29 protein-coding genes are annotated in these 26,015 nt (G+C 63.2%); 12 read left to right on the top strand and 17 right to left on the bottom strand.

Annotation, left to right across the window (positions count from 1 at the left end; all coding sequences use genetic code 11):
• Positions 1-32: 32 nt before the first annotated feature.
• Positions 33-233, top strand: coding sequence for a twin transmembrane helix small protein (locus tag CSQ92_RS24500; protein WP_034748996.1), 201 nt, complete (start codon positions 33-35; stop codon positions 231-233).
• A gap of 119 nt (positions 234-352) precedes the next feature.
• Here the strand turns inward: CSQ92_RS24500 and CSQ92_RS24505 are convergent, their stop codons facing one another.
• The 7 genes from CSQ92_RS24505 to CSQ92_RS24530 form a co-directional block, all read right to left on the bottom strand.
• Positions 353-1,213 carry a cytochrome c oxidase subunit 3 gene (locus tag CSQ92_RS24505; RefSeq protein ID WP_034784877.1) on the bottom strand — a complete coding sequence of 287 codons (861 nt, stop codon included), beginning with the start codon at positions 1,211-1,213 and terminating at the stop codon, positions 353-355.
• A gap of 40 nt (positions 1,214-1,253) precedes the next feature.
• Positions 1,254-1,460 (bottom strand): DUF2970 domain-containing protein, encoded by a 207-nt coding sequence (locus CSQ92_RS24510; protein WP_034749002.1) that lies wholly within the window; start codon positions 1,458-1,460, stop codon positions 1,254-1,256.
• 9 nt (positions 1,461-1,469) lie between these two features.
• On the bottom strand, positions 1,470-2,042 hold the full coding sequence (locus CSQ92_RS24515) for a cytochrome c oxidase assembly protein (protein WP_071653728.1): 573 nt from the start codon (positions 2,040-2,042) through the stop codon (positions 1,470-1,472).
• Between the two features lies 1 nt (position 2,043).
• On the bottom strand, positions 2,044-2,148 hold the full coding sequence (locus tag CSQ92_RS29235; RefSeq protein ID WP_211551746.1) for a cytochrome oxidase small assembly protein: 105 nt from the start codon (positions 2,146-2,148) through the stop codon (positions 2,044-2,046).
• Positions 2,149-2,199: 51 nt separating this feature from the next.
• Positions 2,200-3,804 carry a cytochrome c oxidase subunit I gene (ctaD, locus tag CSQ92_RS24520; protein WP_034784874.1) on the bottom strand — a complete coding sequence of 535 codons (1,605 nt, stop codon included), beginning with the start codon at positions 3,802-3,804 and terminating at the stop codon, positions 2,200-2,202.
• Positions 3,805-3,817: 13 nt separating this feature from the next.
• Positions 3,818-5,026 carry a cytochrome c oxidase subunit II gene (gene coxB / locus CSQ92_RS24525; RefSeq protein ID WP_034784872.1) on the bottom strand — a complete coding sequence of 403 codons (1,209 nt, stop codon included), beginning with the start codon at positions 5,024-5,026 and terminating at the stop codon, positions 3,818-3,820.
• 464 nt (positions 5,027-5,490) lie between these two features.
• Positions 5,491-6,387 (bottom strand): methyltransferase domain-containing protein, encoded by an 897-nt coding sequence (locus CSQ92_RS24530; RefSeq protein WP_052140371.1) that lies wholly within the window; start codon positions 6,385-6,387, stop codon positions 5,491-5,493.
• An 84-nt stretch (positions 6,388-6,471) separates the two neighbouring features.
• Here CSQ92_RS24530 and CSQ92_RS24535 point away from each other — a divergent pair, with 84 nt between their 5' ends.
• Positions 6,472-7,221, top strand: a complete 750-nt coding sequence (locus tag CSQ92_RS24535; RefSeq protein ID WP_070258797.1) for a ComF family protein — start codon at positions 6,472-6,474, stop codon at positions 7,219-7,221.
• A 42-nt stretch (positions 7,222-7,263) separates the two neighbouring features.
• Positions 7,264-7,734: a tRNA (uridine(34)/cytosine(34)/5-carboxymethylaminomethyluridine(34)-2'-O)-methyltransferase TrmL gene (gene trmL, locus CSQ92_RS24540; RefSeq protein WP_099395651.1), complete on the top strand. Its 471-nt coding sequence runs from the start codon at positions 7,264-7,266 to the stop codon at positions 7,732-7,734.
• Positions 7,735-7,847: 113 nt separating this feature from the next.
• On the opposite strand, the gene CSQ92_RS29130 is transcribed toward trmL, so the two are convergent.
• The 8 genes from CSQ92_RS29130 to CSQ92_RS24590 form a co-directional block, all read right to left on the bottom strand.
• Entirely contained in the window at positions 7,848-8,597 is a 750-nt protein-coding gene (locus CSQ92_RS29130) for a hypothetical protein (protein ID WP_092612900.1), read from the bottom strand.
• A 17-nt stretch (positions 8,598-8,614) separates the two neighbouring features.
• Positions 8,615-9,841 (bottom strand): hypothetical protein, encoded by a 1,227-nt coding sequence (locus CSQ92_RS24555; RefSeq protein WP_180277107.1) that lies wholly within the window; start codon positions 9,839-9,841, stop codon positions 8,615-8,617.
• Positions 9,842-9,874: 33 nt separating this feature from the next.
• On the bottom strand, positions 9,875-13,570 hold the full coding sequence (locus CSQ92_RS24565) for a tubulin-like doman-containing protein (RefSeq protein WP_099395654.1): 3,696 nt from the start codon (positions 13,568-13,570) through the stop codon (positions 9,875-9,877).
• 36 nt (positions 13,571-13,606) lie between these two features.
• Entirely contained in the window at positions 13,607-14,059 is a 453-nt protein-coding gene (locus CSQ92_RS24570) for a hypothetical protein (protein ID WP_099395655.1), read from the bottom strand.
• Between the two features lie 44 nt (positions 14,060-14,103).
• Positions 14,104-15,579 carry a hypothetical protein gene (locus CSQ92_RS24575; protein ID WP_099395656.1) on the bottom strand — a complete coding sequence of 492 codons (1,476 nt, stop codon included), beginning with the start codon at positions 15,577-15,579 and terminating at the stop codon, positions 14,104-14,106.
• A complete protein-coding gene (locus CSQ92_RS24580) occupies positions 15,576-17,060 on the bottom strand; it encodes a hypothetical protein (protein ID WP_143450426.1) in 1,485 nt (494 codons plus the stop codon). Before CSQ92_RS24580 ends, CSQ92_RS24575 begins: the two co-directional genes overlap by 4 nt.
• Before the next feature lie 126 nt (positions 17,061-17,186).
• The gene (locus CSQ92_RS24585; protein ID WP_034784861.1) at positions 17,187-17,669 is read right to left on the bottom strand and encodes an adenylyltransferase/cytidyltransferase family protein; all 483 of its coding nucleotides are present in this window, start codon (positions 17,667-17,669) and stop codon (positions 17,187-17,189) included.
• Positions 17,670-17,713: 44 nt separating this feature from the next.
• On the bottom strand, positions 17,714-17,953 hold the full coding sequence (locus tag CSQ92_RS24590) for a DUF3717 domain-containing protein (RefSeq protein ID WP_099395718.1): 240 nt from the start codon (positions 17,951-17,953) through the stop codon (positions 17,714-17,716).
• Between the two features lie 134 nt (positions 17,954-18,087).
• On the opposite strand from CSQ92_RS24590, the gene CSQ92_RS24595 reads away from it, so the two are divergent.
• The 8 genes from CSQ92_RS24595 to CSQ92_RS24630 all read left to right on the top strand — a co-directional run bounded on the left by CSQ92_RS24595 (position 18,088) and on the right by CSQ92_RS24630 (position 23,345).
• Complete coding sequence (locus CSQ92_RS24595) at positions 18,088-19,026, top strand: hydrogen peroxide-inducible genes activator (RefSeq protein ID WP_034784860.1); 939 nt, start codon at positions 18,088-18,090, stop codon at positions 19,024-19,026.
• Positions 19,027-19,103: 77 nt separating this feature from the next.
• Complete coding sequence (gene ubiA, locus CSQ92_RS24600; protein ID WP_034784859.1) at positions 19,104-19,958, top strand: 4-hydroxybenzoate octaprenyltransferase; 855 nt, start codon at positions 19,104-19,106, stop codon at positions 19,956-19,958.
• 108 nt (positions 19,959-20,066) lie between these two features.
• Entirely contained in the window at positions 20,067-20,423 is a 357-nt protein-coding gene (locus CSQ92_RS24605; RefSeq protein WP_034784857.1) for a DUF883 family protein, read from the top strand.
• Between the two features lie 56 nt (positions 20,424-20,479).
• Positions 20,480-20,866 (top strand): phage holin family protein, encoded by a 387-nt coding sequence (locus CSQ92_RS24610; protein ID WP_034784855.1) that lies wholly within the window; start codon positions 20,480-20,482, stop codon positions 20,864-20,866.
• Positions 20,863-21,210 carry a hypothetical protein gene (locus CSQ92_RS24615; protein ID WP_099395658.1) on the top strand — a complete coding sequence of 116 codons (348 nt, stop codon included), beginning with the start codon at positions 20,863-20,865 and terminating at the stop codon, positions 21,208-21,210. Before CSQ92_RS24610 ends, CSQ92_RS24615 begins: the two co-directional genes overlap by 4 nt.
• Positions 21,211-21,424: 214 nt before the next feature.
• Positions 21,425-21,982, top strand: a complete 558-nt coding sequence (locus CSQ92_RS24620) for a DUF3455 domain-containing protein (RefSeq protein ID WP_092612870.1) — start codon at positions 21,425-21,427, stop codon at positions 21,980-21,982.
• A gap of 92 nt (positions 21,983-22,074) precedes the next feature.
• On the top strand, positions 22,075-22,632 hold the full coding sequence (locus CSQ92_RS24625; protein WP_092613087.1) for a sigma-70 family RNA polymerase sigma factor: 558 nt from the start codon (positions 22,075-22,077) through the stop codon (positions 22,630-22,632).
• Positions 22,629-23,345 carry an anti-sigma factor gene (locus CSQ92_RS24630; RefSeq protein ID WP_099395659.1) on the top strand — a complete coding sequence of 239 codons (717 nt, stop codon included), beginning with the start codon at positions 22,629-22,631 and terminating at the stop codon, positions 23,343-23,345. Before CSQ92_RS24625 ends, CSQ92_RS24630 begins: the two co-directional genes overlap by 4 nt.
• Here CSQ92_RS24630 and proC read toward each other — a convergent pair whose 3' ends face one another.
• Positions 23,346-24,176 (bottom strand): pyrroline-5-carboxylate reductase, encoded by an 831-nt coding sequence (gene proC, locus CSQ92_RS24635; RefSeq protein ID WP_099395660.1) that lies wholly within the window; start codon positions 24,174-24,176, stop codon positions 23,346-23,348. It abuts the gene before it with no gap.
• Between the two features lie 22 nt (positions 24,177-24,198).
• Complete coding sequence (locus CSQ92_RS24640) at positions 24,199-24,900, bottom strand: YggS family pyridoxal phosphate-dependent enzyme (RefSeq protein WP_070278361.1); 702 nt, start codon at positions 24,898-24,900, stop codon at positions 24,199-24,201.
• Between the two features lie 70 nt (positions 24,901-24,970).
• On the opposite strand from CSQ92_RS24640, the gene CSQ92_RS24645 reads away from it, so the two are divergent.
• The gene (locus tag CSQ92_RS24645; RefSeq protein WP_070258779.1) at positions 24,971-26,014 is read left to right on the top strand and encodes a type IV pilus twitching motility protein PilT; all 1,044 of its coding nucleotides are present in this window, start codon (positions 24,971-24,973) and stop codon (positions 26,012-26,014) included.
• Position 26,015: the final 1 nt, after the last annotated feature.

Raw genomic sequence — 26,015 nt, forward strand, 5'->3', positions numbered from 1 at the left:
ATGAAACCTCCTCAAGCCAGGCGCTACCATCCATGAAAATCCTCGTTGCCATTGCCTTCATCCTGATTCTGGGCAGCCTGGGCTCGGCCCTGTTCTTCCTCATGCGCGACAAGGGCAAGAGCAACCGCACCGTGCAAGCGCTGGCCCTGCGCGTGGGCTTGTCGATCACCCTGTTTTTGCTGATCCTGCTGGCGCACAAGCTCGGCTATATCCAGCCGACGGGCATACACTAAGCTTCTTGCCTGATTGGCAAATTCTTCAGACTAAGAAAAAAGCCGTACCCAGGATGTCCCGGTACGGCTTTTTTTATGGTGCCGGCGCGCCCCTCAACAACGCGCGCCCTGCCCCGCCATTATAACCAATACACGACCACGTACAGGCCCAGCCAGACGACGTCGACGAAGTGCCAGTACCAGGCGGCGCCTTCGAAGCCGAAGTGGTGCTCGGGCGTGAAGTGGCCTTTCAGCACGCGGTACAGGATGACGGACAGCATGATGGCGCCCAGGGTCACGTGGAAGCCGTGGAAACCCGTCAGCATGAAGAAGGTGGCGCCGTAGATGCCCGACGTCAATTTCAAGTTCAGTTCGCTGTAAGCGTGGATGTATTCATACACCTGGAAGCCCATGAAGATGGCGCCCAGCAAGATCGTGGCGAACAGGAACAGGGCCGTCATGCCGCGGTGGCCGGCGCGCAGCGCATGGTGCGAAATGGTCAGGGTCACGCCCGACAGCAGCAGCAAGGCCGTGTTGATGGTCGGAATCCAGAACGGCGTCATGGTGGTGAATTCCTGCACCGTGCCAGCCGGGCCCGTATTGCCCCAGTGGGCGGCGAAATCGGGCCAGATCACCTTGTGGTCAAGGTCGGCCAGCCACGGCATGGAGATGCTGCGCGCGTAGAACAGGGCGCCGAAGAAGGCGGCGAAGAACATGACTTCCGAAAAGATGAACCAGCTCATGCTCCAGCGGAAGGAGTGGTCGATGCGCTCGCTGTACAGGCCCTGTTCCGATTCGCTGATGGCGTCGCCGAACCAGAAATACAGCACCAGCAGGATGCCGGCCAGGCCCAGGTAATTCAGGTACGGGCCCCAGGAAACGTCGTTGACCCAGGCCGAGGCGCCGATCATGGTCAGCAGCAGGCTGGCGCCGCCCAGCATGGGCCAGCGCGACGGGCCGGGCACAAAATAATAAGGTACGGCGGCGTGGTTGGAACTCATCATCATCTCCTCAAAAACTTATAGGGTGGTTTTTTATAATTTATAAAACGACGAATTTGACAATCGAAATCAATATGCCGATCAGGCAAGCCACCACCAGGAAACCGGCGATGACGATGTGCACGGGGTTGAGCTTGGCCGAATCCGTGTCGAAATCGCTCTTGCGGCGCAGTCCCGTGAATGACCACACGACGGCCCGCAGCGAATACAGGAACGACGCTTTTTCAGGCTGCTTGGATTCGCCCATGCCACTCTCCTATTGGACGGCCGGCGTCTGAGCCTGGCTCAGACCGGCTATCTCGAAAAACGTGTACGACAGGGTGATGGTTTTCACCTCTTTCGGCAGGGCCGGATCGAGGAAGAACACCACCGGCATCTGCCGCGCTTCGTTCGGTTTCAAGGTCTGCTGCTTGAAACAGAAGCACTCGACCTTCTTGAAATGCGGCGTGGCGCTCTGCGGCGCGTAGCTGGGGATGGCTTGCGCGTTGACGACGCGGTTTTGCGTGTTGACCACTTCATACATGACGGTCACCAGTTCGCCCGGATGCACCTGCATGCTCGACACGGTCGGGCGGAAGCGCCATGGCCCCTGTGCATTGCCGTCGAACTCGACGGTGATGCTGCGCGTCGTGTCGACCTGCGTATTGTTGTCATAGGCCACCGTGCCATCTTTTTGCGTCAGCACGTTGATGCCCATCACTTCGCAAATCTGCTTGTAGACGGGAATCAGGGCATAGCCAAAGCCGAACATCAGCACGGCAATGACGAGCAGCTTGCCCAGCATCTTGCGGTTCAGGCCGCGTGTTTCCTGTTGGTCGGGCGTCGTCACGTCAGAGCCACATGCGCTTGACGAATACGGACAGGAAGAAGAAGGCCGCCAGAGCCCCCAGTATCAGCCCGGTACGCAGGTTGTTCGGTTTTTTACGTTCGGTCATGACAGGCACTTTATTCAAGACGGGCCGCGGAACACGCCGGCCCGGGATACCTTATTTCACTGTCGGCGGCGTTTCAAACGTGTGGAAAGGCGCCGGGCTCGGCACGGTCCATTCCAGGCCTTCCGCGCCTTCCCATGGTTTCGCTGGCGCAGCCTTGCCGCCGCGGATGGTCGGCAAGACCACGAAGAACAGGAAGTACACCTGCATCAGGCCAAAACCGAAGCCGCCGATCGAGGCGATCATGTTGAAGTCGGTGAACTGCGCCGGATAGTCGGCGTAGCGGCGCGGCATGCCGGCCAGGCCCAGGAAGTGCATCGGGAAGAAGGTCACGTTGAACGTGATCAGGGACAGCCAGAAGTGGATCTTGCCGCGCGTCTCGTTGTACATGTGGCCCGTCCATTTCGGCGACCAGTAGTAGAAGCCGGCGAACAGGGCAAACAGCGAACCGGCCACCAGCACGTAGTGGAAATGCGCCACCACATAATAGGTATCCTGCAGCTGGATGTCGATCGGCGTGACGGCCAGGATCAGGCCCGTGAAGCCGCCCATGGTAAACACGAAGATGAAGCCGACCGAGAACAGCATCGGCGTTTCGAACGTCATGGAACCTTTCCACATCGTGGCGATCCAGTTGAACACTTTCACGCCCGTCGGCACGGCGATCAGCATGGTCGCGTACATGAAGAACAGCTGGCTGGTCACCGGCATGCCGGTGGTAAACATGTGGTGCGCCCAGACGATAAACGACAGAATCGCGATGGAAGCGGTAGCGTAGACCATCGACGCGTAGCCGAACAGGGGCTTGCGGGCAAACGCTGGCAGGATCTGCGAGACGATGCCGAAAGCCGGCAGAATCATGATGTAGACCTCGGGGTGGCCGAAGAACCAGAAGATGTGCTGGTACATGACGGGGTCGCCGCCGCCTGCCGCGTTAAAGAAGGAGGTGCCGAAATGGCGGTCCGTCAGGGTCATGGTGATGGCGCCGGCCAGCACGGGCATGACGGCGATCAACAGATAGGCGGTAATCAGCCAGGTCCAGCAGAACATCGGCATTTTCATCAGGGTCATGCCTGGTGCGCGCATGTTCAGGATGGTGACGATGATGTTGATCGAACCCATGATGGACGAGGCGCCCATCAGGTGCATGGCAAAAATCGCCATGTCCATGCCGGGGCCCATCTGCGTCGACAGCGGCGCATACAGGGTCCAGCCGGCAGCCGTGGCGCCGCCCGGCACGAGGAAGGACGTGGCCAGCAGGATGGCGGCCGGCGGCAGCAGCCAGAACGAGAAGTTGTTCATGCGGGCAAAGGCCATGTCGGACGCGCCCACTTGCAGCGGGATCATCCAGTTGGCGTAGCCGACGAAGGCCGGCATGATGGCACCAAACACCATCACCAGGCCGTGCATGGTGGTCAGTTGATTGAAAAATTCCGGGTGAAAGAATTGCAAGCCTGGGTGAAACAGTTCCGTCCGGATCATCAGGGCCAGCACGCCGCCCGACAGCAGCATGATGAACGAGAACCACAGGTACAAAGTACCGATATCCTTGTGGTTGGTGGCAAACAGCCAGCGGCGGTAGCCAGTGGGATGATCGTGGGCATGGTCGTGATCGTGACCGGCGTGGTCCAAGGTGCTAGTGCTCGTGCTAGTACTCATATGCGACTCCTAATTACTTGCGTGCAGCCACGATTTCGGCTGGTTGAACGATGTTCTCTTCGGCCTTGTTCGACCAGGTATTGCGCGTGTAAGTGATCACTGCGGCAATTTCCGTGTCGGACAGCTGTTTCCAGGCTGGCATTTCCGCCGGATACTTGCCGCTCTTTTGCCCGTTCAGCAAGACATGGATCTGTTCCGCTTTCGGACCGTTCACCACGGCCGAGCCGTCCAGCGGCGCGAATGCACCGGGCACGCCCTTGCCTGTCGCCTGGTGGCAGACCACGCAGTTGGCCGCATACACTTTCTCGCCCTTGACCTTCAACTCGTCGATGGTCCACACCTTGCTTGGATCATCAGCCAATGCGGCCATTTCCTTTTGTTTTACATCAACCCAGGCCTTGTAGTCATCGGCCGAGACGACCTTGACGACGATGGGCATGAACGCGTGTTCCTTGCCGCACAGCTCGGCGCAATTGCCGCGGAAGGTGCCGATATGGTCGGCCTTGAACCAGGTGTCGCGCACGAAGCCGGGAATCGCATCCTGCTTGACGCCGAAGGCGGGCACGGACCAGGCGTGGATGACGTCGTTGGCCGTCAGCACCACGCGGATCTTCTTGTTGACCGGCACGACAACTTCGTTATCGACCTCGATCAGGTAGTTTTCGCCCCGCTTTTCCGTCGGCGGCACGCCTGGCGCGCCCACTTGCGAGCGCGGCGTGGCCAGGTTGGAGAGGAAGGAAATGCCTTCGCCCTCGCCTTTCAGGTAGTCATAGCCCCATTTCCACTGCATGCCGGTGGCCTTGATGGTGATGTCGGCGTTCGAGGTGTCCTTCATGCCGACGACGGTGCGCGTGGCAGGCAGGGCCATGCCGATGACGATCAGGAAAGGCACGACGGTCCAGGCGATCTCGACGGTGGTGCTTTCGTGGAAAGTGGCCGGCTTGTGGCCCAGGGACTTGCGGTGCTTGAAGATGGAATAAAACATGACGCCGAACACGGCTACGAAGATCACCAGGCAGATGATCATCATCAGGGTGTGCAAATCGTAGATTTCATGGGCGATCTGTGTCGCCGGCGGTTGCAGATTCATTTCGAACGGCACGGGACCGCCGGTGCCGGGATAGGTGCCGGCAGCCGGTGCCGCCGTGGCCCATCGCCCGATGCCAAACGCTGTCAAAGACAGCCCGAGCAGCAACGATTGAAGTCGCTTTGCATGTGTCATGTTTTCCCCAACCACCCAAAAATAATGATATTTTAAACGGCTGCGGACTTCTCCGTACTGGACCGCTGCCGCTCCTCCATGAAAGCAACATGGCCAGAATACGGCCATGTGCGTCAAGCACCAGCGAATTCCATGCTGGCTGCCGCAGCAAAAACGGCGGCGCGCAACCATGCTGGAACCCTGTTTTTCTTCCCCACACTGAAATGGCCTTGTGTGGAAGATGGTTACTATACTAATGCAGTAACTTCGAATTAGTCTTGCTTTGTTTTTTTTATTTTGTATGCAGCCCTTGTTTTTTCTACTTAGCAAGCTGACAAACAATCAACGATTATAATCAAGTAAACTTGAATCCATCAAGCAATAATCGGCTTTGTGCGCGCCCTTCTCCTGGCCGCCGCGCGCTTTGCAACGCTTGCTGCTGCATCCATGCGCGAATGCGACCAAGTGTCGGTTTCTTTAGCCTTTTATTTGGGCTTTCTCGGCAAATCAAAACGGATGATCGCCTCGCCATTGCGCGTCACGCGCGGCGCGGGACGGAAGGCGTGGCCATAGATCACCTCGAAACTCAGGCCCAGCTTGCCGTCGGGACGGCGCATCTTTTCCAGCGCGGCCAGCATGCGCTGCCAGGCCGCCTTGCCCATCAGGCCGCGCCGGCGCGTGGTCAGCGGATTGCCGCCGAAGGCGCGCACGTCCGCCAGCAGTTTTTCCGCCGTATCGTAGGTGACGGTGATGATTTCCATGTCCAGCACCGGCGTGGAAAAACCCGTCTCGACCAGCATGTCGCCAAAGTCGTGCATGTCGACAAAGGGCAAGGCGTGCGGATATAAATCGGCCTCGGCAAAGGCGTCGCGCACTTCGCGGAAGGTGTCGGGACCGAAACAGGAAAACATCAGCAAGCCATCGAGGCGCAGCGCGCGCCGCCATTCGGCAAACACGCGGTCGGGCTGGGCATGCCAGTGCAGCGCCAGGTTGGACCACACGAGGTCGATGCTGCCCTGCGCCAGCGGCAGGTCGCCGAGGTCGCCGCACAGCAGATCCACGCCCGCCTTGGCCGGCAGCAGTTTGCTGAGGAACTGGTTCAGGCTGGCCAGTTTCGACGCGGGCGCGCGCGCCGCCTGCATCATCGCTTGCGCTGCATCGAGACCGATAATCTGCGCGGCGGGATAATCCTTTTGCAACTGCGCCAGGTCCGCACCGGGGCCGCAGCCGGCGTCGAGCACACGGTGCGGCGTGATTTTCACCAGCTCCAGGCGCTCGTGCATGCGAGCCGACACTTCGCGGCGCAGGAAGTCCGACGGCGCGATGCGCGCCGGACGGGAAAAGAAATCGCGTACTTGCACCGCATCGATGGGCGCACTCATTTTGGGCGGACTGGTGGGAACTGGCATGTTGAATCGGGTGAGGTGAGATAATGTCGGCAGTGTACATGGAACGACGCCATCGCGATGCGGACCGCCACCCAGCACCGCCTTGATGCCGCGTGGCAGGCGCTGCGGCTGTGGCTGGGCGCCACTTTGCTGCCGGCCCAGTGCGCGCTGTGCGGCATCGGCTGCCCGGAAGTGCTGTGCCCGCCCTGCCGCGCACAGTACCTGGGACTGCTGCGGCACCGCTGCCGCCAGTGCGCCAATCCGCTCGACGATGTGGCAACGCTGTGCGGACGCTGTTTGCGCCAGCGGCCCGCGTATGACGCCACCGTCACGGCGTTTGATTATGCGGCGCCCGTCGACCAGTTGCTGCTGCAGCTGAAATTCGGCGCGCGCCTGGCGCTGGCGCCCCTGTTGGCAGAATTGCTGCATGTTGCCATTCAGCAACAGCCAGATTGGGAGGCGCCGCAGTTGCTGTGCCCGGTGCCGCTGGGCCCGGCCCGGCTGGCCGAACGGGGCTTTAACCAGGCGCTGGAAATTGCCCGCCCGCTGGCGCGCCTGCTGCACGTGCATTTACAGCCCCGCCTGGCGCTGCGGGTGCGCGAAACCCGGGCGCAAAGCGGCGTGGCGCCGCAGGAACGGCAAGCCAACCTGGCGCACGCGTTCGCCATCGCGCCGGAACACGCGCCATTATTGCAAGGATGCCATGTCGGCATCGTCGACGACGTGATGAGCAGCGGCCACACCGTCAACGCGCTGGCCGCCGCCTGCAAGAGCGAAGGCGCGGCCAGGGTCAGCATACTGGTGGTGGCGCGCACGCCGCCGCATTGAATTCGCTATATATTAGATACAGACAGACCCAAGGAGAGCATTTTGTTTCACGTTGTTTTGGTAGAACCTGAAATCCCGCCCAATACGGGCAACGTCATTCGCCTGTGCGCCAACACGGGCGCGCAGCTGCACCTGATCGAACCGCTGGGTTTTCCGCTCGACGATGCCAAGATGAAGCGCGCCGGCCTCGATTACCACGATTACGCCAAGATGAAGGTGCACAAGAACTGGGCAGCGTTCCTGGCCGACACCCAGCCCGACCCGGCCCGCATGTTCGCCATGACGACGCGCGGCTCGCGCCCGTTCGGCGACGTGGCCTTCCTGCCGGGCGACGTGTTCGTGTTTGGTTCCGAGACGAAAGGCCTCGATCCGGCCCTGCGCGACGGCTTTCCTGCAGAGCAACGCATCCGCCTGCCGATGCGCCCGGACAACCGCAGCTTGAATCTGTCGAATACGGTGGCCGTCGTCGTTTACGAAGCCTGGCGCCAGCATGGGTACCAGGGCGGCGCGTAGGTCGGATTAGGCCCAAGGGGCCGTAATCCGACAACATTGTTGGCGTTAGTGGCGTTGTCGGATTACGCGGGGCTTTACCCCGCTAATCCGACCTACGCGTTTGCATACGGCAATCAGCGCAGCGCCAGCTGCGCGTCAACGCCCGTATCCACGTCCAGCATCACCAGCTGCGTGCGCAGGTCGCGCGTCGCGGCCAGCTTGCCGTTCACGTACAGATTCGTCTTGACGCCATACACGCCCTGCGACACGCCGGCCGGCAAGGTCAGCTCGAACGAGTTTTCAAAGCGCCCGCCCGACTTGTTGTTGCTGGCCAGGGCTTTCGAGCCGGACTTGAATGGCTGGCCTTGCGGGTCGAGCACCACCAGCTCTTCGCGCACGTCGTTGACGCTTTGCGCGCTGCCGTTGACCAGCTCCACCACCGAATTGACCTTGAACGGCTGGCCGCGCTTGACGGTCGATGCGCTCAGCTGCGGCGTGTACGACACCACTTGCGGTTCGCGCGGCAGCGCGCCGCGTGTGCGGATGTAGTCGCGGTCCGCCTGCGCCGCCGTCTTGGTCTGGCGCGAATTGACATTGATGGCCAGGCAACCGGCCGCCGCCAGGCCGCCGCCGATGGCCGCGCCCTTCAGCGCGCTATTCTTGCCGCCCGCCAGCGCGCCCAGCAGCGCTCCCACGGCCGCGCCGGCAGCCGCCGTCGCGCCCATGCTGCACGGGTCCTCATCCGTGGCCGCCTGGCTTCCACCCTGCGGATAGGAACTATCCTGGCGCACGCCGTTCGGGTTCATCGGCGCCGTGGCGCAGCCGGCCAGCATGGCCGCAATGGTCAGCGCAGCGGCTGCGCGCAAGGTGGTGTGGTTCAGCATGGTGATTCCCCAGATAGCTAATTGATCGTTGTTTCCGTCTGCAGCACTTGCCGTTCGCGCTCGCGGATGCGGCGCGACAGATTGTCGATGCGCGCATTGCCCGGATCGACGCGGCGCGCGCTTTCCAGATACGTCTTGGCCGCATCGAACTTCCCTTCCAGCAAAGAACGCTCGGCATCGCGCAAGAACGATTGCGCCATCTCGTTGCGCATGGCTGCGCCGCTATCGACGGGCGACGTTTCCGGTGGACGGCGTTCGGCCACCGCTGAACGTTCGACCGCGCGCGCGGGTGCAGGTTCCGCTGGCACGGCGCGGGCGGGTGCTGTTTCCACCGGCGCCGGGGCAGGCTCCGCGACCGCCGACAGCGCCTGCACATCGGCCTTCAACTGCGGCAATTCCAGCGCTTCGCGGTCGATCGCTTCCAGCCTGGCGATGCCATTCCTTGCCGCCACCGCATCCTTGCCGTCCAGCGCCTGGCGCACTCCCACCAGCACGGACGCGGCTGCCGCCTGCTGGCGCGCCAGCTGTTTGCGCAGGGAATCCACGCTGGCAGCGCCCGCGCAATCGGCGTCGAGCGCGGCTATGCCCCTGGCCGCGCTTTGCAATTGATGGCCATCAATATGGCGCTCGATGGCGCGCACGCCCCGCTGGCAGCTGCCCGATGCGGCGCCCGCCTTACCGATGGCCGCCTGCAAGTCGTCCGCCTTGGCGCTGGACTTGCCCGTACACACATTCTTCGCCGTCGCCAGCTTCTGGCGGGCGCCGTCCAGGCTGCCATTCGCCACCAGTTGCAAGCCACTGTCGATGGCGTCATTGCAGGCCGACTCATTCTTTCCGCCCGGCTTGCCATTCATGTAGACGATGACGGCTGCCAGCACGGCAATACCGCCCAGCCAGCGCAGCCACTTGCGTGGCGGTGGCGGTGCTTCGGTTGATGCAGGTGGAGCTGCCGGCACGGGCTTCGGCACGGCTTTCGGCTGGGCCGGCTTCGGCGGCGCTGGCGGCGGCACGGCAGCCGGCGCGGACACCGGCGGCGGTTTCGGCGTCGGCACAGGCGCCACAGGCACGGGCACGGGCGGCGGCTTGGGCGCTACCGGCGGGGGCGCTGGTACCGGCACTGGCCCAGGCAGCGGCGGCGGCACGGCCGCAGCTGCCCGGACAGCGCCAGCCACCGCGTGACCACAGTACGGGCAATGGCTGACAACGGTCCACAGGCCCGTCTTGCATTTGTTGCAGATATCCAAAACTAATCCTTCATTCCAACGTCATTCCAGCGTTCACAGAGGCGGCGGCATCAACGGTGGCGGCGCGCCGAGGAACAAAGGCGCCAGTTCGGGGAACTGGGCCAGGTCGGCCCAGGCCGGCAAGCCGGCGCGCCACACCTTGGTGGTGGCTGGCACGACCTGTCCCGCCTGCACGTACTGCACGATCTGCTGGGCCGTGAACGGTCCCTGCTGCTGGCCGTTTATACCCAGGAAATACTGGTATTCCACCAGCGGCGGCGGCATGCCGCCCAGCGGTGGTGGCATGCCGAACGCGATTGCCGCCGGGGCAGCGGCCGCACCTGCCGGGCGCAGCAATTGCTCGAGGCGCCCCGCTTCCAGCATTTCCGCCTTGATCGCATATTTCAGGCGGGGCTGGCCGTCCGCTTCCGGCTCGCGCACTTCCCAGTCGTAGGCATCGCTGTCGGAGTCGCCGATGACATTCGCCCACTCCTTCAGGCGTCCCAGCAAGGCTTGCACCGTGTGGTCTAGCTCGTCGCTGGCCATGCCCTTGCGGCGCGCCGACTCGCGCAGGCGCGCGCCCACTTCGGCGGAAATGGCGCTGCCAAAGCCGATGTACGGCAGCTGCGAGCCATCGGCTTGCGCCACCAGCTTGGGCGCATACACGCCCCGCTCGTAGTATTTTGCCAGCGCAGCCATGGCCGCCGTCTGCACGGCATCAAGCGCCGTCAATTTTTCTTCGATGCGCAGGGCGATATTCTTCTCGTACGAGGCAGGCATGCCGTTCTGGCGAATGGCCCGTTCATTGCCGATGCGGCGCAAGTCGCCCGGTTCGACGGCAAACTGGTACTGGCCCGGCGGCACGACCCGGCCCGTGTGGCGTGTCAGCACGCCCAGCATGATCGCTTGCAGGAATTCACCGAAGTCTTCCGCCAGGCGCTTCATCTCGTCCGTGTTCGGCGCGATCGGGTGCGTGAATTGCGTCGGATCGATGTGCGTATGGGTCGGCGCCTTGTCGTTGTCGCCTTCCTTGCGGTAACTGGTGCGCCAGCCTTCCAGGCCGCGCAGCACCGTCATCGGCACGCCGGCCAGTTCGCAATAGCAGACGGCGCGCCCGCGAATGCCCGTCTCGACGATTTCCAGCTGGCTCACCGTGATGCCCACCTGGGTCGGCACGCACGATTCGAGCTCGGCGCCGAACTTTGCCTTGAAGGCGGCCGCGTTGGCCACGCCGATCACGCACTTGAACTGGTCCGACACGACCGTGAAATCGCCCGCCATGTTGGCGTCGATCCACGGCATGGAGCAGGCCAGCAGCTTGCGGAAACGGTCCAGGCGTTCGGACACATCCATCTGTTCCAGCGCTTCGAACAGCGGGTCGGGCGTGCTCGTCGCCCCTTCGGCCAGGCCAGCCGTGGCGATCATGTTCTCGGCCATGCGCGTGACCTTGGCCAGGATCAAGCCCCGCTGCGCCGGTTCGCCCAGCATGGGGAACAGCGCTTTCGAGCCGCCCATGTCCTTGAACGCTTCATCGGCCCACTGGCGCAAGGTGGCCGCCGATGGCAGCGCGATGTCTTTTTCCGTGACGGGAATGACGATCAGGGTCGCGTGTTCCTTGTCCAGGTCCTTTTGCAGGATGGTATTGGCCGTCTTCAATTCCGCCAGCATGGCCAGCACGCCTTCGCGGCCCGTTTGCAGCTCGCCCACGAGGCCATTCCACTGCGCGCGGCCTTGTGCGTCGACGCCGATACGGTTGCCCAGCCAGCGCGACAGTTCGCCCAGCAGCAGCACGGACTCGTCCGCCGCCTTGGCGCGCAGATGGAATTTCAGCGCATTCGCCATTTCCGTGCGCAGATGGTCCATCACCACGCCCGCCTGCTTTTCGCCATTGCTGAGGAAGCCGAAGGTGCTGCGCGTCTGCTCCAGGTTGTTCAGCAGGCGCTCGTATTCGCGCGAGCGCACGGCTTCCTTGATTTCACGGTAACGCTCGGCATTGTTGCCGATCTGCGCCGTCAAGCCGCTGCCCGGCGCCTCGATGCGGTCCTTGATCTGTTCCACCAGCGACAGCACGTATTCGAGGCCGCCGAATTCCTTGTTGTCCAGGTAGCCATACAGCTGGTCGCGCACGACTTTCTTGACGTCTTCCAGCACTTCGCGGCGGCGCTTGCTGATGCGGTCTTCCGTCGTGTCGGCCGTGGAATCCTGGTCGCGCACGGCGTCGCGTTCCAGGTGCTTCATGGCGTCGCGCACCTGCGCCGGCCATTCGCTGCGGTCAAAGCCCGTGCGGATATCGTTGATGCGCGTATTGACGCGGTTTTCCACGCCGGCCAGCAAGTGGCCATGGCGGTCTTCCAGCAATTCGTCGACGACGCGGAAATCGATGAAGTCGCCGCTGGAGCGCTTCAGTTCGATACTCTTGTCGGAAAACTCGGGGAAATCGCTGAACGGCGTGCCCTTCAGGAACATGTTGGCTGCGAGGAAATTATCGCGCTGCGTATCCGTGGCGCGGTTGGCGCCCGCATCCGTACCGCCCACGCCAAAGAACGCCTGCAGCATGGCGCCGGCCCAGCGGTGGGCCCGCTCGTCGCGCGCCGCTTCCTGGCGCGTATCGAGCACGGCCATGCCGAACGAGGAAAAGCGCTTCGAGAAATACAGGCGCATGTCGCCGAAGCGGTCTTGCGGCACGGGCGCGTTGTACAGCGAGTTCTTGTGCTGCGCCTGGTTGACGGCGATCGAGCGCTTGGCGCGCGCGAAGTCGGCCGAGGCGAAATCCTCGAACAGCGAATCGGCCACCATATGGTAGACGTCGCTGACATCCTTGGTGTGCTGCTGGGCCAGGTTGCCCGAATCGATCAGGTAAACCTCGCTGTACGGCTCGCGCGTCAATTCCGGGCGGTCATACGCATCCCAGCGGCCCACATAGCCCTTGTTGCCCATCATGGCCGATTCCAGTTCCATCAGCGCCGCGTAGCCGTTGGCCTCGACCCGGTCCTTGTTGGCCTTGGTGTAGCCGGTCGGCAAGAACAGCATCAGCTCGACGTCGGCCGCACCCACTTCGCTGCGCGCCAGCCAGCGCGCCAGCAAGCCCATGTCCAGGAAGGAACCGGAACCCGTGCCGCCCGCCACGGAACCGACGATGACGATGCGGAAACGGTTCGTTTCCATGCGCAAACCCAGTTCGGCCAGCTGGCGCTCGTGCGACAGGCCCGCTTTCAGGGCTTTCAGCTTCAAACGGATCTTGTCGCGGATCTTGGCATACTTGTCGAAGAAATACAGGCGCGACACGGCGCGGATCTGCCCCGCGCCGCTGCTCATGTCGAAACGCAGTTCGCGGATGCGCTGCGGCGTCAGCGGCAGCCATTCCTTAATGTGCGGATACTTCTCCAGGGAATCTTCATCGCGGCTGTACTTGTCCATGTCGAACGATTCGACCACCTTGTCGTCGTCCGTGAACTTCACCTGGTCGAACTGCAAGTCCTTCGCCTGCGACTCGCCGCTTTCGATCACGGCGCCATTGTCGAGGTCGAAATGGATGAATTGCGCAATGGGAAAGTCGGCCAGCCCCTCGATGCGCGTGCGGTTGCCCGCGCCGCCCCACAAGGTGTTGAGGATACGCCGGCGCACGCGCATCAGCACCTGCATGCCCGTGCCGCCGATGCCGATGAACAGGGTCGGGCGCAGTTCGATGATCTTGTCCTGCTTGCGCTCGCTGGCGCCGCCGGTGATGGTTTGGTTCAGGTTCTCTGCCATGGTGATTCCTTCGATGATGCGTGCAACGGCGTGTTCTTAGCGGCGGCTGGAGGTAAATGTCAGCAACAGGGCAACCAGGCCCACCAGCACCAGCGGTCCCATGAACAGTGGCGCAAGGAATTTATGCGCGTTCACGGCGGCCAACACGACACCGGTCGCCAGACTGGCCAGGAAGATGAACAGCCACCAGCCCGAGGCATTGGCCTTGTTCGGCGGCACGCGCTTGGCCACCAGGCCATTCGCATAGGCATTCTTGGCAAAGAAAAAGGCGATAAACAGCAGCAACAGCACCACGCCGCCGACCAGGGTGTCGCGCGACGAGGTATCGGTCGTCCCGGCCGCATCGAACGCGGGCGCCGGTTCCGTGGTGGCCGTGGTGGTGGCGGCGCTGGCCGCGGGTGCGTCGGCGGCCGGTGGCGCCGAGGCCGGGGCCGTTACCGGGGCCGGCAAGGTAAAACCTGCGTTGTCTTTTGGAGTGTCTTGCGCCATGGTATGCCTCTGTTAAATGGAAGGAATTTTTAAGGAATCTGTGTTCAGGCCAGGGTCAAGGTATGGCCTTCGGCCACGCGCACGACGGCCGGCTTGCCGAGGCCCCGTTTGAGTTCGCCAATGTCGCGGCCGTCATCATCGCGGATCTGCACGCTCTTGAACGGTTTTAATAACACTTGCCGCTGCACGCCGTCGGCCAGCACCTTGTAGCGCGTGGCGCGCGTACCGACCAGGCCCAGCGCCAGCAAGCCCAGCACGAGCGCCAGCACGCCGCCCAGTATCACCAGCACGGGCAGCAGCGGATACTGTATGCGCACCAGCAACGGTATCGTTGCCTGCGAGGCGCGCACGCTGTCGGGCGGCGTGAACATGCTGGATATCGGGTCGCCAGGGAACAATTCCTGCAAATCCTTGCCAAAGCTGGACGCCAGCGCCAGCCGCTGTTCCGACAGGCCCACCTGGGCCTGCATGGGCAGCATCACCTGCTTGCCCATGGCGGCGATCGCCTGCGCCGACCACGGCGACGGAATTTGCGCCATCGGCAGCGCAAACTGTACCTGCACGGACTGGCTGGCGCCCGGCTGCAACTGGCGGATTTGATCTGGCGCAACGTGCAAGGGCGCGTTCTGCCCGGCCAGGCTGGCGTGCACCCTGGCGCTGTCGATCACGTACGGGAAAAACATGTTTTGCAAGGACGCCTGCAGCACCACTTGCGGCACCAGGTTCGCCGCATCGACGTCGAGCACGATGGTGCGCCCGTCGCGGCCCAGGCTGGCGTGTACATTGGCGCTGTTCTTGACGGACTGGGGCACGATGCGCACGGCATCCTGGTCCACCGGTTTCAGGCGCGCGGGCGGGCGCGTCAGCACTTGCGACAGCCGCCCTTCGGCCAGGATGCGGGTCAAAGCCTCGGACGCCGGCTGGCCATACGCCAGCGCATACACCATCAAGCCCCTGGCGCTGTACAGCTTGCCCTGCACGGGCATGCGCAGTGGAAACACCACCGTCTTGGTGATCGACGGCTCCAGATGCAGCAAGCGGTAAAAGTCGCGGTTGCGCTCGGCCGTCTGGCTGTCGTTGTTCGGGCTGTTCTTGTTATTCGTAAATATCCACACGATGCCGGACGCGGACTGGAACGGCCCTGTGATGGTTTTTGTCACGGCTTCCTGGAAATCCGTGTCGGCCAGCGCGCCGCCGGCGCTCTTGCGCGCCAGGCCGAGATTGGCCAGCTGGCCCGCCACGCCGGCGCCGCCCTGCCCTTGCCCCAGCAGTGACGGCGACACGTGCGCGCCGCTGCTCTGGCTGAAGGCCAGCGTGTAGACCTTGTCGGACGAGCTCGTCGCGGCCTGCGCCACAGCGCCCACCAGGGCTTTCAGTTGCGAATGCTCATCCGTGTAAAACGGCTCCATCCAGCCCGAATTTTGCACGAGAAACGCTTGCTGGATGCCGGCCGCCTGCACGCTGGCGGTGGCGAACGAGAGGAAGGCGGCGCCGGCCGCGATCAGGACGCGCGCCTTCATGCCTGCAAGGCCCAGCCATCGATGCGCGACAGCAGCGGGTGATACGCCCACAAGGTGCCTTCATGGACAAACAGGCGCACGCGCCACGGCTCGCTGACGGCAAAGGTATGAAACACGGTTTCGCGCAACTCGTCGTCCTGTACCAGCTGGGCCGCCAGGCGCTCGTTCGAACGCAGCACGCTCGACAGGCCGGCGCTGGTGGCAAACTTCACGCCAAAGACGCTGCTGCCGGCACCCGATTCCAGCAAGGGCATGACAGCCTGGTTCTTGCCGCCATCGTCGCCATGTTCCGGCTCTTCCCACGGCGCCGTTTTCAGCTTGGTGGCGAAGCGGTAATTGAAGCTGCCCGAACACAGGCGCGGCGCCAGCGCATCGGCCCGTTCGGACTGCGCACCCAGTTTCACGTAGACATAGGTGCCGCGGCCACGCTCGAAGCACAGCTGCCACAGGCCGCCATCGCGCGACACGTACGGGCTGCCGAATTCGAAATGCGGCACCAGCCCTTCGGGCCAAGGCGTAAACGAAGCGGCCACGTTGCCGTCCGGCTGCAATTGCAGGCGCAGCTGGCCATTGGCGCAGGGCCACACGGCCATGCGGTTGTAGGCGACGGGCGCGCTGACGGTACCCAGCTCAACCACGCCGTCGAGCAGCACGTCGCTGCCCGGCTTTTGCGCCGCATCAAGGTTGACAAAGCGGATACGGCCATCGTCGTCGCGCAGCGGCGCCCACAAACGGTTCTGGAACCAGACGGGCGCGGCCGCGCAAGGTGCGCCGCCCACATGCTCGACCACATAGGTGAGCGAAGGCACGTCGGGGCGGATGCAAGCCAGGCCATGGCTGGTCGGCAAGACCAGCACGCTGTTGAACTCCGGTACCAGCTCGGCGCGCCAGGCGCCGTGGGCCAGGTCCGATTCGGCCAGCAAGCTGCCATAGTCGGGGTCCAGCGCCAGCCAGCGTTTCGAGGCGGGCAGCCAGGCGTGCAGGACGGCCTTGCGCGGGTCGAGCGCCAGCAGCGCAGGCGCGCTGGTGCCAAACTGCGCGGAAAAGAATTCGTATTCGCCGGGCGGCGGCATGGGCAGCGAGGCATCGGCTTGCGCATGCTCTTCGCGGGCGCGCTGGTCGGCCAGTTTCAGGGGCACGCTGGCCTGGCGCAAGCCGGCCGGGCCAGCTGGCGGCACGTCGCTGACGGGATATGCGCCGTAGGGCGGCACCCAGGGCGGCGTGGCGGCCGTGTCGGGCGGCACTTGCAAGGCCGCGCCCGAGGCGGGATCGAACGAAAATTCAGGCGGAAACTGCCGCACGGGCGCGCCGGCGGCTGCGGGCAGGCGCCGCGCGAGCATCAGCTTGCCGATATCGGCATGGCTCACCAAGGGCGAGACGTTCTGGCCGTCCGCGCTGCGCTGCATGCTCCACGCGCCATCGTCATCCACGTGCCAGGCGCCGGAGGGCAGTGGCCAATCCCCAGAAGTTTTATGATCCATTTATTTTCTATGACAAGCAATGCATTCAGACGGTGGAACGTGCTGGGGCTGACGAAACGAGGTCGCAGCCCTAGCAGTTCTCATAGTAACGTCTTTTTATCTGTATGGAAACATTGACGAGCTTCCTCAGCCCTGCTGCGTCCGCACTTTCGTCAACAGCTTGGTGGTCGAACGGTCGTGCTCGAAATCGATGGCCACGGCCTGGCCGCCATACGCCAGTACGGCCTTGCCTTCCGGAATGGCCGCCATGTCGTAGTCGCCGCCCTTGGCATAGATTTCCGGTTCGATGTCCAGCACCACTTCCAGGGCGCTGTCTTCCGAGAACGGCACGACCAGGCTCACCGCTTCCAGGGCAGCCAGCACGGCCATGCGGTCTTCGCAGCTGTTCAGGGGGCGGTCATCGCCCTTGCCCAGGCGTTTCACTGAAGCATCGGTATTCACGGCAACGATCAGCGAGGCGCCCAGCGCGCGCGCCTGTGCCAGATACGTTACGTGGCCACGGTGCAAAATGTCGAACACGCCGTTCGTCACCACCACCGGTTTCGGCAGGGCCGCGGCGCGGGCGCGCAGTTCGTCACGGCCGCACAGTTTGTTTTCAAAATCAGGCATGGATATCTCTTGTTGGGTTAAATAGGGTGACGATACGGTCACGTTCAGGCGTGACTATCGCCTTGGATGCCGCCGGCATCCCGGCGCCAGGCATCGATCAAGGCCACGACTGCCGGGTCCAGCCCTTCTTCGGCGATGCAATCTTGCCGGTAGTAAATCATCAGCGCATACACGCCGGCCAGGCGGCTGACGGACGGCGACAGCGCATATTCATTGCCGCGCGCCGGTTGCCTGGCACGCCAGTAATTAATTGCCGCTTCCAGCGCCTGCAGGTGCAATTCCATCGCCATCTCCCTTCGCTGCCCGGTCCCGCATTATAGGGGGCGATCCGCTACAATACGCCATCGGCGCCACAGTTTCACGTTTGCGCCACCTTTCATTCATTGCAAGTAAGCACTTCCTGTGTTTCAATCAACCTATGACACTGACTGAACTGAAATATATCGTTGCAGTCGCGCGAGCGAAGCACTTCGGCCATGCCGCCGAAGCTTGCTTCGTTGCCCAGCCCACCCTGTCAGTGGCCATCAAGAAACTCGAAGACGAATTGGGCGTGGTCCTGTTCGAACGGGGCGGCGCGGAAATCTCCGTCACGCCACTGGGCGCGCAGATCATTGCGCAAGCCGAGCGCGTGCTGGAACAGACGGCCGCCATCAAGGAACTCGCCAAGCAAAACAAGGATCCGCTGGCCGGCCCCCTGCGCCTGGGCGTGATCTACACGATCGGCCCCTACCTGCTGCCGCCGCTGGTCAAGGCCATGATAGACCAGGTACCGCAGATGCCCTTGATCTTGCAGGAAAACTTCACGGTTCGCCTGCTCGAATTGCTGCGCCAGGGCGAACTGGACGTAGCCATCATGGCCCTGCCCCTGCCCGACCACGGCATGGCCATGCAGGAACTGTATGACGAACCGTTCGTCGTCGCCATGCCGCGCCAGCATCCATGGACGGCGCGCGACAAAATCGCCGCGCAGGACTTGAAATCGGAAACCATGCTGCTGCTGGGCAATGGCCACTGTTTCCGCGACCAGGTACTGGAAGTGTGCCCCGAAATGGCGCGTTTTTCCTCGCCCGGCAACGGCATGCAGCGCACGTTCGAAGGTTCCTCACTGGAAACCATCCGCCACATGGTGGCCAGCGGCATCGGCCTGACGGTCTTGCCGCGCGCCTCCGTTGCGAATATGCACGCCACCGACGGCATGCTCGAATACCGGCCCTTCGCCGCCCCCGTGCCATCGCGCCGCGTGGTGATGCTGTGGCGCAAGAGCTTTACGCGCAAGGCCGCCATCGACGCCCTGTGCGCAGCCATCGCCAGCTGCAACTTGCCGGGCATTACGCCGCTCTGCGAGGACGAAGACTAGCGCCCCAGGCGCAAAATAGTACATTTACATACTATTTGCGATAATCGACCTTTCTCTTCAACAAGATCGAGTCTTCCATGAACAAGCTGGCGCTGTATTTCCGCCTGATACGGCTGGACAAGCCTATCGGTACCGTATTGCTGCTGTGGCCTACCCTGTGCGCGCTGTGGCTGGCGCAGCAGGGCGTGCCGGACTGGCGGCTGCTGCTGATCTTTACCCTCGGCACTTTCCTGATGCGCTCGGCAGGCTGCGCCATCAATGACTACGCCGACCAGGATATCGACAAATTCGTCAAGCGCACGGCCGAGCGTCCCATCACCAGCGGCCGCATCAGCGGCAAGGAAGCGCTGGCCGTGGCTGGCGTGCTCACCGTGCTGGCCTTTTGCCTGATCCTGCCCCTCAACGCGCTGACCAAGCAGTTGTCGGTGGCCGCCGTCATCATCGCCGGCACCTACCCCTACTTCAAGCGTTTCTTTGCCATCCCGCAAGCGTACCTGGGCATCGCCTTCGGCTTCGGCATCCCCATGGGCTTTGCCGCCATCACGGATGCCGTGCCCGCCGTCGCCTGGCTGCTGCTGCTGGGCAATGTCTTCTGGGCCGTGGCCTACGATACGGAATACGCGATGGTCGACCGCGACGACGATCTGAAGATCGGCATCAAGACCTCGGCCATCACCTTTGGCCGCTACGACGTGGCCATCGTCATGGCCTGCTATGCCGTTTTCCTGCTGCTGTGGCTGGCATGCGGCTGGTACCTGGGCTTGCGTTACTGGTTCGTGGCGGGCTTGCTGGTGGCGGCCGGCTGCGCCGTTTACCACTACACCCTGATACGCGCACGCGAGCGTATGCCGTGTTTTGCGGCATTCCGGCATAATAACTGGCTAGGAGCGGCGGTGTTTGCGGGCGTGGTACTGGACTTTGCTTTCCGTTAATCAATGATCCTTGCGCCGCGGCAGCCCTTGAGGCGGCGCAAGACAGGCCTGGCCGCAGCTGCCTACACTGGTATTTCACTGTGCAGTTTCACTTCCATGAGGTAATACATGAGCTCGATACATACCGGAAAATCCAGCAGCGACAGCATCCTCGCCGACGCCGACAAGGCCCGCGACAAACTGGTCGGCGACCTGAAAACCGTCATCAATGAAGCGGAAGGCTGGCTCGATGGCGCCAAGGATCAGACGGGCGAGAATGTCAAAGCCGTCAAGGACAAGTTCATCGCCACCCTGGAAACGGCCAAGAAAGACTTGATCAAGCTGGAAGAAGATTTGCTCGAACGTACCAAGCAGGCGGCCAAGGCCACCGATGAATACGTGCAGGACAATCCATGGAAAGCCGTGGGCGCGGGCGCCGTCATCGGCGTGCTGTTCGGCCTGCTGCTTTCCTCGTCACGCCGCTAGATAGTAACGACGCAGTACCGACGGCGCAGGCCGTCTCCTGACGCGAAAGGCAGCATATGGCTATCTTGCACCATGTCGCCCAAGTCGCAGCGACCCTCGCCGCCATCGTCCAGACCCGTCTGGCCCTGGCGGCCGTGGAAATGGAAGAAGAGTCGCTGCGCTTCCTGTCCTATCTGGCGCTGGCCATGCTGGCACTGCTGTGCCTGTTTGTCGGCCTGGTCTTGATCGTGTTCCTCGTCATCGTGCTGTTCTGGGATACGCACCGCATCGCCGCCATCGCCATCACGGCCGCCGTCTTCATCGGCGCCGCCATCGCCACACTGCTGGGCGTGCGCGCCAGTTTCCGCAGCAAGCCGAAACTGCTGTCCTTCACACTTTCCGAACTGAACAAAGACCTGGACGAGCTGCAACTGCTGGCGCGCCGGGGATCGGAGCGGCCATGACCACGCATCCCACCAAGTTATCGCATGTGCACACGGCCGCCAGCCTGGCACAGCGGCGCGACGCGCTGCTGGCCGAATGTGCGCTGCAGCGCCTGGCCCTGGGCGTGCAGACGCGCCAATTGCTGGAGCCTTTAACGGGCGGCAATCTGCGCCACACCCTGGCCACGCGCTTTAAAATTCCCCTGATGATAGGGGGCGCCGTGCTGGGTTTGCTGCTCGTGCGCCCGCGCCGTTTCCTGCCGCTGCTGCGGGCGAGCGGCGCGCTGCTCAAGCACGCCACCACCGCCATGCCCGTCGTGCTGGCCCTGGCGCGGCGGTTCAGCAAGAAAGACACGCCAGACTAACAACGCCTAACAAAACCGTAGCGAGCGGAAGGAAGTTGTGGTCGAGAAGCGCAACTGTACGAAGGTACAGTGAGCATCGCAGGCCGCAAATTACGACGCGCAGTAGGTTTTGATAGGCGTTCTAGAATATTTTTTCCTGGCTGCATCCAAATGGCAATCCCATGCGTAGTAATGGTATCAACCAGCCGGTTGAGCCAACTACCAGGAGTTCGCCATGCTTGCCACCATCGCCCCACGCCATACCGCCCCTTCGCTCACCGTGCTGTGCGCCGCCCTGCTCGTGGCCGCCTGTGCCCCCATGAGTGCCCGCTATTCGCAGGAACAATTACCGAATGCCGTCAAGGTGCCCGATGGCCACCAGGTGGCCATGCAAACGGTGGGCGTGGGCAAGATCGCCTACGAATGCAAGGCCAAGAAAGACATGACGGGCCATGAATGGGTCTTCGTGGGCCCGGACGCGGCCCTGAACGACCGCAGCGGGATGCAGGTCGGCACGTATGTCGGCCCACCCGCCACCTGGGCCAACCTGGATGGCTCGAAAGTGACGGCGACGCAAGTGGCCGTGGCGCCAGCCGGCGCCGGCAACATCCCGTATCAGCTGGTGAAAGCCAACCCGGCCACGGGCAGCGGCGCCATGCAGGGCGTCAGCTACATCCAGCGCGTGGCCACCAGCGGCGGCGTGGCGCCAAGCAGCCCCTGCGGCATGGAATCCGTCGGCACCAAGCAATGGGTGCCCTATCAAGCCGACTACATTTTCTGGAAGGCCGCATAAATCAGTGAAAGCGACGGTTGGCAAGCGGGTTTCTGGCCTATACTCGGCCTTGAAAACTTGCTAACCGTTTACTCTTGACGATTGCGCCAACCTTGCCAACGCTAGCCGCCCCTTACGATTACGATGCCGCCCTGCGCGCCTGCGCCAGGGGCGAGCAGCAGGCATTGCACGGCCTGTACCAGCAGGAAAGCCGCTACCTTCTGGGCGTGGCCCTGCGCATCGTGCGCCAGCGGGCCCTGGCCGAAGACGTGCTGCACGACGCCTTCCTGAATATCTGGCGCCGCGCCGGCAGCTTCGACGCCACGCGCGGCAGCGGCAAGGGCTGGATCTATGTGGTGGTGCGGCACCAGGCGCTGGACATGGCGCGCGCCCGTGCCCATGAACTGTCAGCCGACGAGGATACCGTGGAAACCCTGCTGCACCAACGCCAAGGCCACGACGCGGGCGAGGCCTATGCCGACCAGGCGGACCTGGGCAAGCTGCACGATTGCCTCGGCCACCTGGATGAAGCCAAGCGCAATAGCATCCTGTACGCCTACGTCGATGGCTGTTCCCACAGCGAAATCGCGCAGCGCCTGCAAGCGCCGCTGGGGACCGTCAAAGCCTGGGTCAAGCGGGGCCTGGCCGCCTTGCGGGAGTGCATGGGATGATCAACAGCGACGAGGAATTGCACAGGCTGGCCAGCGAATATGTGCTGGGCACATTGGCGCTGGCCGAACGGGCGGAAGTGGAACAGCGCTTGCCGCGCGATGCCGCCTTGCGCGACGCCGTCGATGCCTGGGAACAGCGCTTGCTGCCATTGACCACCCTGGCGCCGCCCGAAACGCCCTCGGCGCAACTGTGGCCGCGCATCAGCGCCAGCCTGTTCACGCCGAAAGCCGTGCGGCAGGCGGGCGGCTGGCAAGCGTGGTGGAACAGCCTGGCCTTCTGGAGACTGCTGGCCGGCGGCGGCCTGGTGGCGACAGCCGTGCTGGCCGTGCTGATCAGCGTGCAACTGCAAGCGCCAGGCGGACCCGGTTATCTGGTGGTGCTGGTGGCGCCGCAGGATAAATCGCCGGGCTGGATCGTGCAGGCGGGCGGACGCGGCGGCAAGAACCGCGACCTGAGCCTGATCCCGCTGGGTCCGACAAACGTGCCGCAGCAAAAAGCCCTGCAATTCTGGACCAAGGGCAAGGATTGGGGCGCGCCCGTCTCGCTGGGCCTCGTCAAGCCGGGGAAAAGCCTCAAGTTGACCCTGGATAAGCTGCCGCCGCTGCAAGCCGATCAACTGTTTGAAATCACCCTGGAGCCGGAAGCGGGCTCGCCGACGGGCCGGCCGACAGGACCGATTTTATACATAGGCCGCGCCGTCAAGGTGATCTAATTACTTCGACAGCTCATCACCCATCTCGCGCCCCCGTTGCGCGGCCGCCTTGATGCCCTTGACGATGGCCGCTTTCACGCCGCTCTCTTCCATGCTGGTGAGCGCCGCATACGTCGTGCCGCCTTTCGACGTGACCCGCTCGCGCAGCAAGGACACGGGCTCGCTGGAATTGGCCGCCAGCTGCGCGGCGCCCGTAAAGGTGGCAATCGCCAGCTGCGTGCCCTGCTCGGGCGTCAAGCCCAGTTCGGCGGCCGCCTGCTGCATCGCTTCGATAAAGTAAAACACATAGGCGGGACCGCTGCCCGACACGGCCGTGACGGGGTCGATCTTGGCTTCGTCATCGAGCCAGACGGTCTGGCCGACGGCGCGCAGGATGGCGTCCGCCATCTTCTTCTGTTCCTCGCTGACGCCGCTGCTGGCCACCATGCCCGTGATGCCCATGCCGATCAGGGCCGGCGTGTTCGGCATGCAGCGCACGATGGCGGGGTAGTCGCCGAGCCAGCGCGACAGGTCCTGCGCGCGGATGCCGGCCGCGATCGACAGGATCAACGGCACCCTATCCCCGTCGAGGAAAGGCAGCAACTGGGCCGCCACTTCGCGCATGCTTTGCGGTTTCACGGCCAGCACGATCACATCCACGCCGCGCAATGCCTCGCCGGCGGAAGCCGCCGTCGTGACGCCGAATTGCGCCTGCAGTTTTTCCAGCGCCGGCGCGTGCGGGTCGATCACGTGGATATTGCCGCCCAGGGTCAATTTGCCCGCCAGACCCGCGATCAGGGCCGCCGCCATGTTGCCGCCGCCTACAAAGGCGATATTCAATTCTGTCGTCATGGTTATGCTTTCTGTCAATCAGTTAGGAATAGTTGCGGGAGCCGAAGATGGCGCTGCCCACGCGCACGATGGTGGCGCCCTCGAGCACGGCCGCGCGCAAGTCGGCCGACATGCCCATCGACAAGGTATCGAGCGCCAGCCCTTCGGCATTCAATTGTTCGTACAGCGCGCGCAATTGCGCAAAGGCAGCGCGCTGAAGCTGGAGCTCCGTTTCCGGCTCAGGGATGGCCATCAGGCCGCGCAAACGCAAGCGCGGCAGCTGCGCCACGGCGCGCGCCAGCGCCGGCAATTCGGCCGGCGTCACGCCGCTCTTGCTGGCCTCGCCGCTGATATTGACTTGCAGGCAGATATTCAGGTCCGGCAAGCCAGCCGGGCGCTGTTCGGACAGGCGCGCGGCGATCTTTTCCCGTTCCACCGTGTGCACCCAGTCGAAATGCTCGGCGATGGGGCGCGTCTTGTTGCTCTGGATGGGGCCGATGAAATGCCAGGCCGGCGCTTGCTGCGGTGCGGCTTCCTTCACAAAGGCAATCTTGTCGAGCGCTTCCTGCAGATAGTTTTCGCCAAACGCCGCCTGGCCCGCGCGCATGGCTGCCAGCACGGCATCCGCGCCGAAGGTTTTTGACACGGCCAGCAGGGTCACGTCAGCCGGCGCGCGCTGCGCGTCAGCGGCGGCCTGCGCAATACTGTCGCGCACGGCTTGCAAGTTCTGTTCGATTGTGGACATAATCATTTTCTAGTGTATAGGGGCGGCGGCACAGTGCGCCAGCCCATCAATGCAGGCACAGGGATTATAAATGGACATCTCCGAACTACTCGCTTTCTCCGTCAGCAACAAGGCTTCCGACTTGCACCTGTCTTCCGGCCTGCCGCCGATGATACGGGTCAACGGCGACGTGCGCCGCCTGAACGTGGCGCCGCTCGAGCACAAGGAAGTGCACAGCATGATCTACGACATCATGAACGACAGCCAGCGCAAGGCGTATGAAGAAGCGCTGGAATGCGATTTCTCGTTCGAGATTCCCGGCCTGGCCCGCTTCCGCGTCAACGCCTACAACCAGGAACGCGGTGCCTCGGCCGTGCTGCGCACGATTCCGTCGAAGGTGCTGACCCTGGAAGAACTCAACGCCCCGCGGATCTTCGGCGAACTGGCCATGCGTCCGCGGGGCCTCGTGCTGGTGACGGGGCCGACGGGCTCCGGCAAGTCGACCACCCTGGCGGCCATGGTGAACCACGTCAACGAGCGCCTGAACCACCATATATTGACCATCGAAGACCCGATCGAATTCGTGCATGAACCGAAGAAATGCCTGATCAACCAGCGCGAAGTGGGCTCGCACACGCATTCGTTCAGCAATGCGCTGCGCTCGGCCCTGCGCGAAGACCCCGACGTGATTTTGGTGGGCGAGTTGCGCGACCTGGAAACCATCCGACTGGCGCTGACGGCGGCCGAGACGGGCCACCTCGTGTTCGGCACCCTGCATACCTCGTCGGCGGCGAAATCCATCGACCGCATCATCGACGTCTTCCCCGCCGAGGAAAAGGAAATGGTGCGCGCCATGCTGTCCGAATCCTTGCAAGCCGTCATTTCGCAGAACTTGCTGAAAACCAAGGATGGCGCGGGCCGCGTGGCCGCGCATGAAATCATGCTGGCCACGCCGGCCGTGCGCAACCTGATCCGCGAAGCGAAAGTGGCGCAAATGTATTCGGCCATCCAGACGGGCAGCAATGTGGGCATGCAGACCCTGGACCAGTGCCTCACCGACCTGGTGCGGCGCGGCACGATCTCGGCGGAAACGGCCCGCTCGGCCGCCAAGGCGCCTGAAAACTTCCCCGGATAAG

Source organism: Janthinobacterium sp. BJB446 (assembly GCF_002735655.1).
GTDB lineage: Bacteria > Pseudomonadota > Gammaproteobacteria > Burkholderiales > Burkholderiaceae_D > Janthinobacterium > Janthinobacterium lividum.

What these genes read in the sequence shown, in the direction of transcription:
- CSQ92_RS24500 (WP_034748996.1), top strand. Translation starts at nt 33, where the DNA reads ATGAAAATCCTCGTTGCCATTGCCTTCATCCTGATTCTGGGCAGCCTG.
- CSQ92_RS24505 (WP_034784877.1), bottom strand. Translation starts at nt 1,213, where the DNA reads ATGAGTTCCAACCACGCCGCCGTACCTTATTATTTTGTGCCCGGCCCG.
- CSQ92_RS24510 (WP_034749002.1), bottom strand. Translation starts at nt 1,460, where the DNA reads ATGGGCGAATCCAAGCAGCCTGAAAAAGCGTCGTTCCTGTATTCGCTG.
- CSQ92_RS29235 (WP_211551746.1), bottom strand. Translation starts at nt 2,148, where the DNA reads ATGACCGAACGTAAAAAACCGAACAACCTGCGTACCGGGCTGATACTG.
- ctaD (WP_034784874.1), bottom strand. Translation starts at nt 3,804, where the DNA reads ATGAGTACTAGCACGAGCACTAGCACCTTGGACCACGCCGGTCACGAT.
- coxB (WP_034784872.1), bottom strand. Translation starts at nt 5,026, where the DNA reads ATGACACATGCAAAGCGACTTCAATCGTTGCTGCTCGGGCTGTCTTTG.
- CSQ92_RS24530 (WP_052140371.1), bottom strand. Translation starts at nt 6,387, where the DNA reads ATGAGTGCGCCCATCGATGCGGTGCAAGTACGCGATTTCTTTTCCCGT.
- CSQ92_RS24535 (WP_070258797.1), top strand. Translation starts at nt 6,472, where the DNA reads ATGCGGACCGCCACCCAGCACCGCCTTGATGCCGCGTGGCAGGCGCTG.
- CSQ92_RS29130 (WP_092612900.1), bottom strand. Translation starts at nt 8,597, where the DNA reads ATGCTGAACCACACCACCTTGCGCGCAGCCGCTGCGCTGACCATTGCG.
- CSQ92_RS24565 (WP_099395654.1), bottom strand. Translation starts at nt 13,570, where the DNA reads ATGGCAGAGAACCTGAACCAAACCATCACCGGCGGCGCCAGCGAGCGC.
- CSQ92_RS24570 (WP_099395655.1), bottom strand. Translation starts at nt 14,059, where the DNA reads ATGGCGCAAGACACTCCAAAAGACAACGCAGGTTTTACCTTGCCGGCC.
- CSQ92_RS24575 (WP_099395656.1), bottom strand. Translation starts at nt 15,579, where the DNA reads ATGAAGGCGCGCGTCCTGATCGCGGCCGGCGCCGCCTTCCTCTCGTTC.
- CSQ92_RS24580 (WP_143450426.1), bottom strand. Translation starts at nt 17,060, where the DNA reads ATGGATCATAAAACTTCTGGGGATTGGCCACTGCCCTCCGGCGCCTGG.
- CSQ92_RS24585 (WP_034784861.1), bottom strand. Translation starts at nt 17,669, where the DNA reads ATGCCTGATTTTGAAAACAAACTGTGCGGCCGTGACGAACTGCGCGCC.
- CSQ92_RS24590 (WP_099395718.1), bottom strand. Translation starts at nt 17,953, where the DNA reads ATGGAATTGCACCTGCAGGCGCTGGAAGCGGCAATTAATTACTGGCGT.
- CSQ92_RS24595 (WP_034784860.1), top strand. Translation starts at nt 18,088, where the DNA reads ATGACACTGACTGAACTGAAATATATCGTTGCAGTCGCGCGAGCGAAG.
- ubiA (WP_034784859.1), top strand. Translation starts at nt 19,104, where the DNA reads ATGAACAAGCTGGCGCTGTATTTCCGCCTGATACGGCTGGACAAGCCT.
- CSQ92_RS24605 (WP_034784857.1), top strand. Translation starts at nt 20,067, where the DNA reads ATGAGCTCGATACATACCGGAAAATCCAGCAGCGACAGCATCCTCGCC.
- CSQ92_RS24610 (WP_034784855.1), top strand. Translation starts at nt 20,480, where the DNA reads ATGGCTATCTTGCACCATGTCGCCCAAGTCGCAGCGACCCTCGCCGCC.
- CSQ92_RS24615 (WP_099395658.1), top strand. Translation starts at nt 20,863, where the DNA reads ATGACCACGCATCCCACCAAGTTATCGCATGTGCACACGGCCGCCAGC.
- CSQ92_RS24620 (WP_092612870.1), top strand. Translation starts at nt 21,425, where the DNA reads ATGCTTGCCACCATCGCCCCACGCCATACCGCCCCTTCGCTCACCGTG.
- CSQ92_RS24630 (WP_099395659.1), top strand. Translation starts at nt 22,629, where the DNA reads ATGATCAACAGCGACGAGGAATTGCACAGGCTGGCCAGCGAATATGTG.
- proC (WP_099395660.1), bottom strand. Translation starts at nt 24,176, where the DNA reads ATGACGACAGAATTGAATATCGCCTTTGTAGGCGGCGGCAACATGGCG.
- CSQ92_RS24640 (WP_070278361.1), bottom strand. Translation starts at nt 24,900, where the DNA reads ATGTCCACAATCGAACAGAACTTGCAAGCCGTGCGCGACAGTATTGCG.
- CSQ92_RS24645 (WP_070258779.1), top strand. Translation starts at nt 24,971, where the DNA reads ATGGACATCTCCGAACTACTCGCTTTCTCCGTCAGCAACAAGGCTTCC.